Source organism: Exercitatus varius, from assembly GCF_029577735.1.
GTDB lineage: Bacteria > Pseudomonadota > Gammaproteobacteria > Enterobacterales > Pasteurellaceae > Exercitatus > Exercitatus varius.
Map to the genome: position 1 here is coordinate 147,722 of NZ_JARQTO010000009.1, position 15,011 is coordinate 162,732.

Annotated in this window: 13 protein-coding genes and 1 tRNA gene; 7 read left to right on the plus strand and 7 right to left on the minus strand. The window is 47.4% G+C overall.

From position 1 onward, the window contains the following. Positions 1-80 precede the first annotated feature (80 nt). The 6 genes from lpdA to P7M01_RS07795 form a co-directional block, all read right to left on the minus strand. The gene (gene lpdA / locus P7M01_RS07770) at positions 81-1,505 is read right to left on the minus strand and encodes a dihydrolipoyl dehydrogenase (protein WP_202935885.1); all 1,425 of its coding nucleotides are present in this window, start codon (positions 1,503-1,505) and stop codon (positions 81-83) included. 58 nt (positions 1,506-1,563) lie between these two features. Further along, on the minus strand, positions 1,564-3,453 hold the full coding sequence (gene aceF / locus P7M01_RS07775) for a pyruvate dehydrogenase complex dihydrolipoyllysine-residue acetyltransferase (RefSeq protein ID WP_317483474.1): 1,890 nt from the start codon (positions 3,451-3,453) through the stop codon (positions 1,564-1,566). A 60-nt stretch (positions 3,454-3,513) separates the two neighbouring features. Beyond that, a complete protein-coding gene (gene aceE / locus P7M01_RS07780; RefSeq protein WP_317483475.1) occupies positions 3,514-6,174 on the minus strand; it encodes a pyruvate dehydrogenase (acetyl-transferring), homodimeric type in 2,661 nt (886 codons plus the stop codon). A 319-nt stretch (positions 6,175-6,493) separates the two neighbouring features. Next, positions 6,494-6,991 (minus strand): hypothetical protein, encoded by a 498-nt coding sequence (locus P7M01_RS07785; RefSeq protein ID WP_202935888.1) that lies wholly within the window; start codon positions 6,989-6,991, stop codon positions 6,494-6,496. Between the two features lie 18 nt (positions 6,992-7,009). Continuing rightward, positions 7,010-8,323, minus strand: coding sequence for an NCS2 family permease (locus P7M01_RS07790; RefSeq protein WP_317476142.1), 1,314 nt, complete (start codon positions 8,321-8,323; stop codon positions 7,010-7,012). Between the two features lie 101 nt (positions 8,324-8,424). After that, positions 8,425-8,628, minus strand: a complete 204-nt coding sequence (locus P7M01_RS07795) for a glycine zipper 2TM domain-containing protein (protein WP_202935890.1) — start codon at positions 8,626-8,628, stop codon at positions 8,425-8,427. A 252-nt stretch (positions 8,629-8,880) separates the two neighbouring features. On the opposite strand from P7M01_RS07795, the gene manX reads away from it, so the two are divergent. The 5 genes from manX to manA all read left to right on the plus strand — a co-directional run bounded on the left by manX (position 8,881) and on the right by manA (position 13,282). Further along, positions 8,881-9,849, plus strand: a complete 969-nt coding sequence (gene manX, locus P7M01_RS07800) for a PTS mannose transporter subunit IIAB (protein WP_317480425.1) — start codon at positions 8,881-8,883, stop codon at positions 9,847-9,849. A 10-nt stretch (positions 9,850-9,859) separates the two neighbouring features. Next, complete coding sequence (locus P7M01_RS07805) at positions 9,860-10,660, plus strand: PTS mannose/fructose/sorbose transporter subunit IIC (protein WP_317483476.1); 801 nt, start codon at positions 9,860-9,862, stop codon at positions 10,658-10,660. 13 nt (positions 10,661-10,673) lie between these two features. Continuing rightward, positions 10,674-11,510 carry a PTS mannose transporter subunit IID gene (locus P7M01_RS07810; RefSeq protein WP_202935893.1) on the plus strand — a complete coding sequence of 279 codons (837 nt, stop codon included), beginning with the start codon at positions 10,674-10,676 and terminating at the stop codon, positions 11,508-11,510. 100 nt (positions 11,511-11,610) lie between these two features. Then, complete coding sequence (locus P7M01_RS07815; protein ID WP_317483477.1) at positions 11,611-12,063, plus strand: DUF986 family protein; 453 nt, start codon at positions 11,611-11,613, stop codon at positions 12,061-12,063. Positions 12,064-12,076: 13 nt separating this feature from the next. Then, positions 12,077-13,282 carry a mannose-6-phosphate isomerase, class I gene (gene manA, locus P7M01_RS07820; protein ID WP_317483499.1) on the plus strand — a complete coding sequence of 402 codons (1,206 nt, stop codon included), beginning with the start codon at positions 12,077-12,079 and terminating at the stop codon, positions 13,280-13,282. A 42-nt stretch (positions 13,283-13,324) separates the two neighbouring features. Here the strand turns inward: manA and rsmC are convergent, their stop codons facing one another. Next, positions 13,325-14,326, minus strand: coding sequence for a 16S rRNA (guanine(1207)-N(2))-methyltransferase RsmC (rsmC, locus tag P7M01_RS07825; protein WP_317476145.1), 1,002 nt, complete (start codon positions 14,324-14,326; stop codon positions 13,325-13,327). 61 nt (positions 14,327-14,387) lie between these two features. Here rsmC and P7M01_RS07830 point away from each other — a divergent pair, with 61 nt between their 5' ends. Together P7M01_RS07830 and P7M01_RS07835 are read left to right on the plus strand one after the other, a co-directional pair. Further along, positions 14,388-14,795 carry a DNA polymerase III subunit psi gene (locus tag P7M01_RS07830; protein WP_202935897.1) on the plus strand — a complete coding sequence of 136 codons (408 nt, stop codon included), beginning with the start codon at positions 14,388-14,390 and terminating at the stop codon, positions 14,793-14,795. An 85-nt stretch (positions 14,796-14,880) separates the two neighbouring features. Beyond that, positions 14,881-14,957, plus strand: a tRNA-Met gene (locus P7M01_RS07835). The last annotated feature ends 54 nt before the right edge of the window (positions 14,958-15,011 follow it).

Here is a 15,011-nt window from a genome sequence, read left to right on the forward strand (position 1 = left end):
GGCTTTTTTACGGTTCAAATACAAAAAACCGCACTTTTCTGAGAAAAGTGCGGTCAAATTTTTCAACGTTTTTTTACGGCTTATTTTTTCTTCGCTTTCGGATTCGGTAAATCCGTGACCGAACCTTCAAACACTTCTGCCGCTAAACCTACGGATTCGTGCAAGGTCGGGTGTGCATGAATGGTTAACGCGATATCTTCCGCGTCGCAACCCATTTCAATGGCTAAGCCGATTTCACCCAGTAATTCGCCGGCATTGGTTCCCACAATCGCGCCGCCTAAAATGCGATGCGAATCCTTGTCGAAAATCAATTTCGTCATCCCGTCCGCACAGTCGGAAGCAATCGCACGACCGGATGCCGCCCACGGGAATGTCGCCACTTCGTAATTTAAGTTTTCGGCTTTACATTCTTTCTCGGTTTTGCCAACCCAAGCCACTTCCGGCTCCGTGTAAGCGATAGACGGAATCACTTTAGGATCAAAATAGTGTTTTTTGCCTGCAATCACTTCGGCGGCGACATGGCCTTCGTGCACGCCTTTATGCGCCAACATCGGTTGTCCCACGATATCGCCAATAGCGAAAATATGCGGTACGTTAGTGCGCATTTGTTTGTCGGTACGGATAAAACCGCGCTCGTCCACCGCCACGCCGGCTTTTTCCGCATCAATCAGTTTACCGTTCGGCGTACGGCCGATAGCAACCAACACCGCGTCATAAACTCGGGTTTCATTTGCCGCTTTGCCTTCCATGGAAACATGAATACCGTCTTCTTTCGCTTCCACTGCGGTTACTTTGGTTTCGAGCAGCAAATTGAATTTATTTTCAATGCGTTTGGTAAAGATTTTAACAATGTCTTTATCCGCCGCCGGAATCACCTGATCGAACATTTCCACCACATCAATTTGTGAACCTAATGCGCTGTAAACGGTTCCCATTTCCAAACCGATGATGCCGCCGCCCATAACCAGTAATTTTTTCGGCACTTCGCGCAACGCTAGGGCGTCCGTGGAATCCCACACGCGGGGATCTTCATGCGGAATAAACGGAAGTTGAATCGGGCGGGATCCCGCGGCAATAATCGCATTATCAAATTTGATTGTGGTCGGATTGCCGTCACGATCCTTCGCTACCATAGTATGGCTGTCTGTGAATTTTGCCAAACCTTCCACCACGGTCACTTTACGCATTTTCGCCATGCCCGCCAAACCGCCGGTTAAACGGCTTACCACGCCGTCTTTACCGGCGCGGATTTTATCTAAATCGATGGTCGGTTCGCCGAATACCACGCCGTGGTGTTCAACATGTTTTGCATCTTCAATCACTTTTGCGACGTGCAATAAGGCTTTCGACGGAATACAGCCCACATTTAAACACACCCCGCCAAGCGTCGAATAACGTTCCACCAATACGGTTTCCAATCCTAAGTCCGCGCAACGGAATGCCGCGGAATAGCCCGCAGGACCGGCTCCCAGGACAACAACCTGTGTTTTAATTTCTTTGCTCATTTGTTTTCCTCAGTTCAAAAAACGTGCGGATTTTTGCCCGCACTTTTCGGAATAATCGTTACATAACCAGGCGACGTAAGTCGGAAAGTACGCCGTTAATAAACGTAATAAAGCGCGCGCCGTCCGCACCGTCGATCACACGATGATCGAAAGATAACGACAACGGAAGCATTAAACGCGGTATAAATTCTTTACCGTTCCACACCGGCGCCATTTCAGATTTAGACACGCCTAAAATTGCCACTTCAGGCGCGTTCACGATTGGCGCGAAGTGCGTCGTTCCCAAGCCGCCGATACTGGAAATGGTGAAACAGCCACCTTGCATATCGGATGCGGTTAATTTGCCTTCGCGGGCTTTTTTCGAAACTTCCATTAACTCACGGGAGAGTTCGATAATCCCTTTTTTGTTCACGTCTTTAAAGACCGGCACCACTAAACCGTTCGGCGTGTCCACCGCCACACCGATATTGACATATTTTTTCAGAATCAAACGCTGTGCGTCTTCGGTGATTGAACTGTTGAAACGCGGGAACGCTTCCAATGCTTTCGCTACCGCTTTCATGATAAACACAACCGGCGTAATTTTCACGCCCAGTTTTTGTTTTTCCGCTAAAGCGTTTTGTTCTTTGCGGAAAGCTTCTAAATCCGTGATATCCGCACGATCAAAATGAGTGACATGCGGAATCATTACCCAGTTACGGTGTAAATTCGCCCCGGAAATCTTATTAATACGGGTTAATTCGATTTCTTCCACTTCGCCGAATTTGCTGAAATCCACTTTCGGCCACGGTAATAAGCCCAAACCTGCGCCGTTTGCCGCGCCTGCCGGTGCCGCACCGCTTTCAAGCTGTTTAAGCGCGTTTTTCACGTATTCCTGAACGTCTTCTTTCAGGATACGACCTTTACGACCGGTCCCCTTCACTTTATCCAGATTTACGCCGAATTCGCGCGCTAAACGACGAACCACCGGCGTTGCATGCGCAAAGGTCGCGCTTGATGTCACCGCTTCCTGGGCGGCTGTCGGAGCGGAAACCGCAGCGGCGGCCGGCACCGGTTGTGCCGCCGGCGCCGGAGCCGAAGCCTGAACCGCAGGTGCCGCTACAGGTACCGAGCCCACCACTTCAAAACGCATAATCAACGAACCGGTTGAAACTTTATCGCCGGATTTCACGACAATTTCTTTCACCACACCGGCAAACGGCGCCAGAACTTCCATGGACGCTTTGTCGCCTTCAACGGTGATCAAAGATTGTTCTTCTTTCACGGAATCGCCCACTTTCACCATAATTTCGGTTACGTTGACTTCATCACCGCCGATATCCGGCACGTTCACATCTTTTACCGCGCTTGCCGCCGCTGCCGAAGCCTGAGCCTGAGCCTGAGCCGCCTCAGGTTGCGCCGGAGCGGCAACCGAAGCCGCGCCCGCCACTTCGAATTTCATAATTAATGAACCGGTTGAAACTTTGTCGCCGGATTTCACGACAATTTCTTTCACCACACCGGCAAACGGCGCCGGAACTTCCATGGAGGCTTTATCGCCTTCAACGGTAATTAACGATTGTTCTGCCGTAACGGAATCGCCGACCTTCACCATAATCTCGGTCACGTTGACTTCATCACCGCCGATATCCGGTACATGCACGTCTTTTACTTCGGCAACCGCTGCGGCGGCCGGTGCGGCTTCAGCCTGAGGCGCCGGTACGGCGCCGGCGGCGTCCGCCGTTTCCAATACAAACATCGGCGTGCCGGTCGTTACTTTATCGCCGACTTTTACTAACAATTCTTTTACAACGCCCGCTTCCGGCGAAGGCACTTCCATTGAAGCTTTATCGCCTTCAACATTAATAATTGATTGATCCGCCGCAACGGTATCGCCTACGTTTACCATCACTTCGGTAACGGTTACTTCATCCGCACCGATATCCGGAATTTGAATTTGTTTTGACATGTTTTATTCCTTTTAAAGTGCGGTCAAAATTTTCATTGTTTTTTGACCGCAGTTTCTCTCTTACGCGTATAACGGGTTTGCACGATCCGCTTTAATGTCGTACTTGGCAATGGCTTCCGCCACGACTTTCGCATCAACTTTACCTTGTTTCGCTAATTGCGATAACGCGGCAACCACAACATAATGGGCATTTACTTCAAAGAATTCACGTAAATTTGCCCGGCTGTCGGAACGACCGAAACCGTCGGTACCCAATACATGATAGCTTTGCGCCGGAATAAACGCGCGAACTTGTTCCGCGTAGAGTTTCATATAGTCGGTTGCGGCAACGGCAGGTTTATCGGACATCACTTGCGCAATGTAAGGTACGCGTTGTGGTTCCGTCGGATGTAATAAGTTCCAACGGGCGGCTTCCGCACCTTCACGGGCCACTTCGGTGAACGACGGTACGCTGAATACGTCGGAAGTAATACCGTAGTCATTGGCCAAAATCTGAGCAGCTTCGCGGACATGACGTAAGATCGCGCCGGAACCCATCAATTGAACCGCCGCTTCGCCTTGACCGACGGTTTCGAATTTATAGATACCTTTACGAATACCTTCTTCCGCGCCGGCCGGCATTGCCGGTTGGTCGTAAGTTTCGCTCAATGTGGTGATGTAGTAGAACACATTTTCCTGTTGTTCGCCGTACATACGATTGATACCGTCTTGCATGATCACCGCTACTTCGAATGCGAACGCCGGATCATAGGATACGCAGTTCGGGATCACCGCCGATTGAATGTGGCTGTGACCGTCTTCATGCTGTAAACCTTCGCCGTTTAACGTTGTACGACCTGAAGTTCCGCCGATAAAGAAACCGCGGGCCAATTGGTCGCCGGCTAACCACATCATGTCGCCAACCCGCTGGAAGCCGAACATGGAGTAGTAAACAAAGAACGGAATCATCGGCAGGTTGTTCACGGAATAAGATGTCGCCGCCGCCACCCAGGATGAGGTCGCGCCCAATTCGTTGATCCCTTCCTGTAGCACCTGGCCGTCTGTCGCTTCACGATAATAAGCCACTAAATCGCGGTCTGAAGGCACATAATTTTGTCCGTGCGGGTTATAAATACCGATCTGACGGAATAACCCTTCCATTCCGAAAGTACGCGCTTCGTCCGCAATAATCGGTACGATTTGTTTGCCGATATTCTTATCTTTCAGCAAAGTGTTTAACGCACGAACAAACGCCATGGTTGTTGAAATCGGACGCGCTTGCGCTTCTAATAACTGAGCGAAATCCGTTAATGCCGGCACTTTAAACTCAGTATCAAATTTCGCGCGACGCGCCGGTAAATAACCGTTTAACGCTTTACGTCGGTTGTGTAAATAGTTGTATTCGTCGGAACCTTCAGGGAATTTAACGTATTCTAAGTTTTCTACCTGTTCGTCCGTTAATGGTAATTGAAAGTAGTCACGGAAACCTTTAAGGCTGTGCTGTGACATTTTTTTAGATTGATGAGCGGTATTTTTACTTTGCGCTTCAGGAATTTTATATCCTTTTACCTGATGCGCTAAAATAACCACCGGTTTGCCTGCGGTCTGGGCTTTTGCATAAGCCGCATACATTTTTTCCGCATCATGCGCACCGCGACGTAACGACCAGATTTCATCATCCGTCATATCCGCCACTAATGCTGCGGTTTCAGGATAACGACCGAAGAAATGTTCGCGAACATAAGCGCCGTCTTTAGATTTAAAGGTTAAATAATCCCCGTCCAGCACTTCCATCATTAACTGCGTGAGTTTACCGGAAGTGTCTTTGGCGAATAATCTGTCCCAGTTACCGCCCCACATCACTTTAATCACTTCCCAGCCGGCACCGGTGAACAAACCTTCTAATTCCTGCACGATTTTACCGTTACCGTCGACCGGGCCGTCTAAACGTTGTAAGTTACAGCTGATGGTAAAAATTAAGTTGTCTAATTTTTCACGGGCGGCAAACGCCAATGCGCCTTTAGATTCGATTTCATCCATTTCGCCGTCGCCCAAGAAAGCGTAAACTTTTTGTTTAGACGTATCTTTTAATCCGCGATTGGCAAGATATTTCAAGAAACGGGCCTGATAAATGGCATTAACCGGACCTAGCCCCATGGACACGGTAGAAAACTGCCAGAATTCAGGCATTAAACGCGGGTGAGGATAAGAGGATAAACCGTCGGCAAAGGCTTCCTGACGGAAATTATCCATTTGTTCTTCGGTGAGGCGACCTTCTAAAAATGCGCGCGCATACATCCCCGGTGCGGCATGTCCCTGGAAAAAGACCAAATCGCCGCCATCCTGCTCCGTCGCCGCTCTAAAGAAGTGGTTAAAGCAAACCTCATACATTGTTGCCGCAGCCTGATAAGTGGAAATATGACCGCCTAAATCAAGATCTTTTTTCTGACTGCGAAGAACCGCCATGATAGCGTTCCAACGCACGGCGGAACGAATTCGGCGTTCAATTTTTAAATCGCCCGGATAGGCCGGTTGTTCGGAAAGCGGAATGGTATTGACATAATCCGTGGTAATGGCTTCGCCCACCGGTAAGCTGACATTCTGACTATGTGCGCGGTGCATTAATTTTTCAATAATATATTGAGCGCGTTCCACTCCTTCTTCACGGATGATGGAATCGATGGCTGATAACCAATCCTGAGTTTCGATTGGATCTACGTCATTCTTTAACATTTCTGACATAGTTTTTTCCTTCTTCTTAATTAGTTGATGAATCATTTAGACCGGAAGCCTAAACACGGATGATCACTAAATACTTAACAAATCAGATAAATTTTATAAAAAAATTTGAGCGAAAGATAGCTAAATTTCATGTTTTTTAACAATTTAATTACATTTCAGTAAAAACGCACCAAATTTTGACCGCACTTTTGTGCGAAAATCCAAGCCATTTAACAAAACTGGCAAAGAACGAAATCTAATCTCCGCATCAATTTAACCGCTTTAACATAATAAAAAACCCTTCAGTTTAAAAACTAAAGGGTTAAATTCAAATAAAGAATTATTTCGCCGCAGGAGCCGGTTTTTCACCGTATTTTTTATCTAACTCCGCACCCAGATCGGCAAATTCTTTCACGGCTTTTTGCAAGTCCGCCACTTCACCCTGGATTTTTTGCATTTCTTCCGGAGAAGGTTGTGTAATGGCCGCTTTAGCGCCTGCCGATGTTACGGCTTTAGAACGTAACAAAACATCTTTGGTTTTTGCTTTGAATGGTGCAATTTCTTTACTTTTCACTTCAACTTTATCCAGTGATTGAATAATTGCGTCGGTAGCCGTTTCGTAAGTTTTAATCGCTTCATCTACAGCCTGAGCATTTGCGTTTTCTTTTGCAGTTGCGATGTTTTGTTGTAACTCGGCAACAATTTTTTGTTGCGGCTCGGCTTGCTGTTGATTCCATTCGACCAATTTTTTGTAATCGGCTTTCGGATCTTCGTTATTACAAGCCGCTAAAGTCACCGCAAAAAGTGCCACTGCACCCATTTTTAATAAATTTTTCATGTACTAGCCCTTATTAAATTAAATAGCCCATCCAAATGCATAAAACGCAACCAGCGCAACGGCAATAATTACTGTTCCTGCATTTAAGTTTTTCACATCGCCGGAAACAATACGTCCGATAACCAGCGTAGCGAACCCTAGCATAATACCCGTAACGATATTGGCGGTCAACACAATAAATACCGCGCAAACCAATCCGGACATTGCGCCGACAAAATCGTTAAAGTCCAGTTTACTGACGTTGCTGAGCATTAATAACCCCACATACATCAACGCCGGTGCCGTAGCATAATTCGGGACAAGCGTCGCTAACGGCTGGAAAAATAACATAAGCAGGAAGCCCAATCCTACCACAATGGCGGTAATCCCGGTTTTCCCGCCCGCTGCGGTACCTGCCGCAGATTCGATATAAACCGCCGCCGGCGCCGTACCCAATAAGCCGGAGAACATACTGCTGACGGAATCCGAAGTTAACGCTTTGCCTCCGTTAATAATCTGCCCGTCTTTATCCAGCAGATTTCCCTGTCCCGCCACGGCGCGAATGGTGCCTGTCGCGTCAAATACCGCGGTCATGACTAAAGCGAATACCACCGGTAAAATTGCCGGCTGTAACGCTCCCGGAATATCTAATGCCAGGAAAAGCGATTTTTCACCGAAGCTCGGCATTTTGAACACTTCACCGCCGAATGTTACTTTCGGATCAAACATCAAACCGATAATCGTAACGGCAATAATCACCCATAAAATGGCGCCTTTTACCCGTAATTTTTCCAATCCGATAATAACTGCCAGCCCTATCAACGACATTAAAACGGGAAATGAGGTAAAATCGCCTAATGCTACAAGTGTGCCGGTTCCACTGGCTTTTATAATGCCTACGCCGCCCGTTGCAATCAACAATAGAAATAAACCGATGCCGATACCGGCGCCATGTGCAATGCTCGCCGGCAAATTACGCAAAATCCAGGAACGAACGCCGGTCGCCGAAATTAAGGTAAACACCACACCCATCAGGAATACGGCACCAAGCGCCACTGGAATACTGACTTGCTGCCCCAACACCAAACTGAACGCCGTAAAGGCGGTTAAGGAAATGGCGCAGCCAATAGCCATCGGCGCATTCGCCCACAAACCGATTAAAACGGATCCCAAACCGGATACCAGGCAAGTAGCGATAAATACGCTTTCCGCCGGGAAACCTGCCGCGCCCAACATATTCGGTACCACAATCACGGAATATACCATGGCGAGAAATGTGGTTAATCCCGCAATAATTTCTTGACGAACATTGGAGCCGCGCGCCGTAAGTTCGAAAGTTTTTTCTAAAGACATAACTATCCTATTGATTAAGTGAAAATTGCGCGTATTTTACCTTATTTCGTCCATAAAAAAACCTGCCGAAGCAGGTCTTTTTATTATCAGATAATATTTTATTATTTATCGATTTGGCTACCGATTAAGCCGCCTAATGCCGCGCCACCCAGTGTTGCGCCGGTTGAATTACCGATTACATTACCGGCTACTCCGCCGACCGCCGCACCGATTGCGGTATTTTTTTGAGTTCTGCTCATGCCGCTACATGCTGTGACTGCGGTTGCAACCAAGGCAACTGCTAATAATTTTACGATTGTCTTCATTAAAATAAACTCCATTTTTCCGAGTAACGTAAACGATCACTCCCGTTTACACTGCGTAAGACATAGCCAGAATTCAAAAGTTCATTAGAAAATATCAAAAAAACTATTATTTTTTTTCCCGCACTTTTAATCAAAAAAACAAAAAATGTGATCTACTTCAAATTTTAGAAAAATAACTATTGCTGAAACGTGCAAAGCAAATTGATAGTCTTTAGAATACGAACATTTTTAAAACTAATAAAGGAGTCGGTTATGACTATTGCGATTATCATCGCAACTCACGGTACGGCGGCAAAGGAATTGCTGAAAACTACCGAGATGTTGATCGGTGAGCAGGAAAATGTGGCAACCATTGACTTCGTTCCCGGTGAAAACGCCGAAACGATCATTGGTAAATATCAGGCTTTAGCGGATGGTCCTCTAGCAAGCTGCGATCATCTGTTATTCCTGGTAGATATGTGGGGCGGCAGCCCGTTTAATGCCGCCAATCGTTTCCTGGAAGGAAAAACCAATATGGATGTGGTAGCGGGCGTAAATATCCCGATGCTGGTAAATACCTGTATGGCACGCGACGATGTGGAAACGCTTGAAGAGCTTGTCGCCGTGGCATTGGAATCGGGCTCAACGGGCATTAAAGCGTTAAACAATCAGCCGGAAGAAAAACCGACTGCGCCGGCTTCGCCGCAAGCTCAGGCCGCGCCTGCCGTCGTCACCAATAAAGAAGGTCATTTAGTGATCGGTTTGGCGCGTATCGACGACCGTTTGATTCATGGCCAAGTGGCGACCCGCTGGACCAAAGAAAGCCGTGTCACCCGTATCGTGGTAGTAAACGATGAGGTAGCGAAAGATTCCGTACGTTCAACCATGCTGAAAAGCGTAGCACCTCCGGGTGTGACCGCTCATGTAGTGAATGTGGATAAAATGATCCGCGTTTATAACAACCCCGAATATGCGGACGAACGCATGATGTTGCTATTCACCAATCCGAGCGACGTAGTCAAATTAATGGAAGCGGGTGTCGAGTTCAAATCCATCAATATCGGCGGTATGGCGTATAAAGACGGTAAGAAAATGATTACCAGCGCCGTATCTGTGGACGATAAAGATATTGCGGCATTCAAAGCGCTTGACGCCAAAGGCATTGAATTGGATGTCCGTAAAGTATCAAATGATACGCGTCAACATATGATGGATTTATTAAAGAAAAACAACTTACTTTAAGGAAAAGCAAATGGAAATTTCAACTTTACAAGTCGTTCTTGTATTCCTTGTATCCTGTGTTTGCGGCGCAGGCTCAATTCTTGACGAGTTCCAGACTCACCGTCCGTTAATCGCCTGTACTCTAATCGGTCTCGTACTCGGCGATATGAAAACAGGAATTATCGTCGGCGGTTCTCTTGAATTACTGGCTCTGGGCTGGATGAATATCGGCGCGGCGCTTGCACCGGATGCGGCGCTTGCCTCCGTGATTTCCACCATTTTAGTCATTGTCGGCGGTCAGGATATTTCAACGGGTATTGCGGTGGCCATTCCGCTTGCGGCGGCAGGTCAGGTATTAACCTATGTGGTTCGTGCAATTACCGTCGGTTTTCAACATGCGGCGGATAAATCCATTGAAGACGGTAATCTTGCCCGTTTAGACTGGATTCACTTCGGCGCCTTAATGTTGCAAGCGATGCGTATTGCAATCCCGGCTTTAATCGTTGCCTTAACCGCCGGTACGGATGTGGTACAAACCATGTTGAATGCCATTCCGCCGGTTGTGACGACCGGTCTTAAAATCGCAGGCGGTTTCATTGCGGTGGTCGGTTATGCGATGGTGATCAATATGATGCGCGCTGGCCACTTAATGCCATTTTTCTATGCGGGTTTTGTTATTGCGGCATTCACCGATTTCAACTTAGTCGCGCTTGGCGTATTAGGAACGATTATGGCCGTCGTCTATATCCAAATTCATCCTAAATACAACAAAAGCCAACAGATTGTAGTTGCGGCGTCTTCCAACAACGACCTTGACAACAGATTAGATTAATGGGGAAAACAAAATGACAACCGAAATCAAAAAAGTAACACAAAGCGATTTAAATTCCGTTGTTCTTCGTTCTAACCTTTTCCAAGGTTCATGGAACTTCGAACGTATGCAGGCTCTCGGATTTATGTATTCGATTTCGCCGGTGATCAAACGCTTATATCCGGATCCGAATTCACAGGAACGCAAAGACGCCATTAAACGTCACCTTGAATTCTTTAACACGCAACCTTTCGTTGCCGCACCCGTTTTAGGCGTCACCATCGCCATGGAAGAAGAACGTGCCAACGGTAAAGAAATCGATGACGCCGCCATCAACGGTATCAAAGTCGGTCTGATGGGCCCGTTAGCCGGTGTGGGCGACCCGATTTATTGGGGAACGGCGCGTCCGGTATTTGCGGCGCTCGGTGCGGGTCTTGCATTAAGCGGCAGCATTTTAGGTCCGTTACTTTTCTTCGTATTATTTAACTTTGTACGTTTGGCAACCCGTTACTACGGCGTAACCTACGGCTACAAAAAAGGGTTGGACGTGGTGCAGGATATGAGCGGCGGTCTGCTGCAAAAATTAACCGAAGGCGCTTCTATTCTCGGCTTGTTTATTATGGGCGCGTTGGTGCAAAAATGGACCAGCATTAACGTTCCGCTCGTGGTTTCCACCATTCAAAAACAAGACGGAACGACCGAAGTTACCACCGTCCAAAGCATTCTGGACAGCTTAATGCCGGGTTTACTCGCATTACTGCTCACTTTCGCTTGTATGTGGTTGTTACGCAACCGCGTCAATGCGCTCTGGATTATCGTCGGTTTCTTCGTCATCGGCATTTTAGGCGCATGGACGGGAATTCTTGCGTAAAATCGACCGCACTTTATCTGTCGGGGCAAATTATTTTGCCCTGCTTATTTAAGTTGATTGGGCGAATATCATTCGCCCTCATAAACGACCCATAAACACCATGATCAACACCATCCTAACGTTCTCCGTCATCGCCTATTTCGCTTACGCCTTCTTCGAACAATTCGGTATCGACCGACTCAAAGGCAAAACCCGCTTAAAAGTGCGGTTAAAAAAACGTGCAAAATTAGACAGCCTGATTTTTATCGCATTAATCGGCATTATTATTTGGCAGGCGGAAGGAAATATCGAACCTTATACCGTTTATCTGCTCGGTTTTCTGATTATTCTCAGCATCTACGCCGCCTTTTTCCGTACGCCGATGTTAGTAATCAAAAACGGCGGTTTTTTCTTCGAGAATATTTTCATCACTTTTGATAAAATCGAGGCCATTAATTTAGCAAACGACTACAAACTGGTTTTCGATCTCAAAAACGGCAAACGCATTATCGCGTGGCTCACTAATCAAGCGGACACCGATGCGGTGGTTACCCTGCTGGGCGGCTATAAATAACGGAGGACATTCCATGGCGGGCATTTATCCCATAACCGGCACATTACAAAATTACGCTTGGGGCGGCGAAGATTATCTTCCCGAACTGCTCCGTTTCGCCAAACAACCGCACACTCATTACGCGGAATGGTGGCTCGGCGCGCACGCTTCCTCGCCGTCGACGATTAAAATTGACGGCAAGTCGCAATCGCTCATGGAATTTTTAATGCAAAATCCGACCGCACTTGGCGCGCAAAGCCGTGCAACTTTTGGCGATGAACTGCCTTACTTACTGAAAATTCTGGATGTGAAAAAACCGCTTTCCATTCAACTTCATCCGACCAAACGGCAAGCGGAATCGGGCTTTGCCGCGGAAAATGCCAAAGGCGTGGATTTAAAGGATCCGAAACGCACCTATAAAGACAACAATCACAAACCCGAAATGATGATTGCGCTGTCGGATTTCTGGCTATTACACGGTTTTAAAACCAAAGTTAAAATTATTGAAACTTTAAAAACTCGCTCAAATTTGACCGCACTTTTAAGCAAACTTGAAGAGCGGAACTTACACGATTTCTACGCCGACATCATGCAGGCCGGACAAGCGGAACTGGCAGGTTGGTTATTGCCGATTATTGAAGCCAATCAGGCCGCTTACGCCAACGGCGAATTAACCTTAGAAAATCCGGATTATTGGGTGCTGTATACCATGGAAGCCATGGAAATTGCGCCGCAGAAACTGGATCCGGGCTTAGTTTGTTTTTACTTGTTTAACATCGTGCATATCAAACCGGGCGAAGGCATTTTTCAGGACGCGGGCATTCCGCACGCATATCTGCGCGGACAAAATATCGAATTAATGGCCTGTTCCGATAACGTGATTCGCGGCGGGTTAACGCCGAAACACGTAGATATTCCCGAACTATTGAAAATAGTGGATTGTCGAGAAGTCGAACCGAAAATTATTCCCGCCGCCCCGCAAAATAACGGTTCTTTCACCTATCAAACGCCGGCCGAAGATTTTGCGTTGGAAAACGTGCGCTTTGATGCAGATTTCAACCTGAACGGCACTGCAAAAAACGGAATGATTTTGTTCGTCATGGAAGGCGCTTTGCAATTGAGCGAAAAGTCTGCCGCGCTCGAACTTAAACAAGGCGAATCCGCTTTTATCGGGGCACAAACCGATTACCGAATCAGCGGCGTAGAAAACGGTTACTGCGTGTTGGCTAAACTGCCTTAATCCATAAAAATCCGCCGAGCCGGCGGATTTTTTCTGCTAAATTTAAACGCGAACCGAATAAACCTTAAATTTATTGGTTTTCGCCAACACGCGGTGACCGCCGAAATGCTCGTCAAGCAAATCGGGATACGGCAAAAAGGCGTTTGCCACAATGCGCAGTTCACCGCCGTCTTTTAATCGCCGGCGGGCTTCTTTGATTAATTCGTTCACCGCGCGATAAGCGGTGTCAATGCCGTCGTGGAACGGCGGATTAGAAATAATCAGATCGAACTTCTCCTGCACGTGAGAAAAAACATCACTCGCCAGCACCTCGCCCGCCAAATGATTTTCCGCCAGAGTACGTTCGGCGGACGCCAGCGCCATGGCGTGAATATCGGTCAACGTCACTCGGACTTGCGGATTCCGACACTTCACATATGCGCCGAGAATGCCGGCGCCGCATCCCAAATCCAACACGTCGCCGCGAACGGGTTCGTTAATCGTTGATAACAACAATTCGGTGCCCGCATCCAATTCGTTGGCGCTGAACACGCCCGGCAGGCTGTAAACGGTTAATTCGCCCAATTTAGGATTCCGATAGGTTTTCCAGTAATCGGCGATATCAAAGTGCGGTCGATTTTTCAAACAAAAATGATACAACCCGCAACGGCGCGCCGAATCGATTTTCCCGATTTCGCCGAAAGGTTCCAGCATTTTCTCCGCCGAACGCACGCCGCAACGGTTTTCACCGATAATCAGAATTTCCTGATTTTCCCGCCCGTTCGCCAACAACTGCATTAACTGAAACTGCACTTCCGCTTTGTTTTTCGTCCAGTAATACACAATCAAATCCGCCTGCGTGTCAAAAACAGGCGAAAATTTGACCGCACTTTTCCGGTTTAGCCCGTTCGCATAGTCAAAATACCAAGACCACACCGTCACGGCTTTGGCCGTTTTCTGGATTTGAGCGGGAAAATCATCGTGAACGCCGCCGGCGAATAATAAGGTTTTATCGCGGAAAAGAGACAAATGGCGTTCTAAAACCTGGCTTTCGAGAGAAATCATGTTGGGAAATCCTGAGAGATACGTTAAAATCATCGGCATTATAATGGAAAACGAAAGCCGAATGAACAGACGTGATCTTCTCTTACACAAAATGGGCATTATTCAATGGGAACTCGTCCGCCCCGACGTATTAAAAGGCGCGGTGAATATTCCTATTTCGGAAAATATCAAGTTGGTCGTGATTTCAGACAGCCCCATCGACCGGCAAAATCCGCTTTTGCAGGACATTTTGCGCAGCGTCGATTTGAACGATACCGACTGTCTGCTTACCGATTTCGCTCATGCGTCACATCTGAATATTCAACATTCGCTGCAATATTGGATTCTGAGCGAAAATCAGGAAAAAATCGACCGCACTTTACCTTTGTGCAAACAGGCGGAAAAAATCTGGCAATCCGCCGATTTGTCGCAACTGAAAAACAATGCGAAATTCAAACGCGCCTTGTGGAAACAGATTTGCGCGGTCTGATTGTACAGTTTTACGGCAAACAAACGCCGTTTTTCAGTTTTTCCTTGCAATATGTGCTGAAACGAGTATATTAGCCGCCATCAGACGCGGGGTGGAGCAGCTTGGTAGCTCGTCGGGCTCATAACCCGAAGGTCGTTGGTTCAAATCCGGCCCCCGCAACCAAATTCAAAAAAGGCGTTCATGATGAACGCCTTTTTGCTTTCCGATATCAATCCG

Coding starts and splice junctions, on each gene's coding strand:
- lpdA (WP_202935885.1), bottom strand. CDS start 1,505: ATGAGCAAAGAAATTAAAACACAGGTTGTTGTCCTGGGAGCCGGTCCT.
- aceF (WP_317483474.1), bottom strand. CDS start 3,453: ATGTCAAAACAAATTCAAATTCCGGATATCGGTGCGGATGAAGTAACC.
- aceE (WP_317483475.1), bottom strand. CDS start 6,174: ATGTCAGAAATGTTAAAGAATGACGTAGATCCAATCGAAACTCAGGAT.
- P7M01_RS07785 (WP_202935888.1), bottom strand. CDS start 6,991: ATGAAAAATTTATTAAAAATGGGTGCAGTGGCACTTTTTGCGGTGACT.
- P7M01_RS07790 (WP_317476142.1), bottom strand. CDS start 8,323: ATGTCTTTAGAAAAAACTTTCGAACTTACGGCGCGCGGCTCCAATGTT.
- P7M01_RS07795 (WP_202935890.1), bottom strand. CDS start 8,628: ATGAAGACAATCGTAAAATTATTAGCAGTTGCCTTGGTTGCAACCGCA.
- manX (WP_317480425.1), top strand. CDS start 8,881: ATGACTATTGCGATTATCATCGCAACTCACGGTACGGCGGCAAAGGAA.
- P7M01_RS07805 (WP_317483476.1), top strand. CDS start 9,860: ATGGAAATTTCAACTTTACAAGTCGTTCTTGTATTCCTTGTATCCTGT.
- P7M01_RS07810 (WP_202935893.1), top strand. CDS start 10,674: ATGACAACCGAAATCAAAAAAGTAACACAAAGCGATTTAAATTCCGTT.
- P7M01_RS07815 (WP_317483477.1), top strand. CDS start 11,611: ATGATCAACACCATCCTAACGTTCTCCGTCATCGCCTATTTCGCTTAC.
- manA (WP_317483499.1), top strand. CDS start 12,077: ATGGCGGGCATTTATCCCATAACCGGCACATTACAAAATTACGCTTGG.
- rsmC (WP_317476145.1), bottom strand. CDS start 14,326: ATGATTTCTCTCGAAAGCCAGGTTTTAGAACGCCATTTGTCTCTTTTC.
- P7M01_RS07830 (WP_202935897.1), top strand. CDS start 14,388: ATGAACAGACGTGATCTTCTCTTACACAAAATGGGCATTATTCAATGG.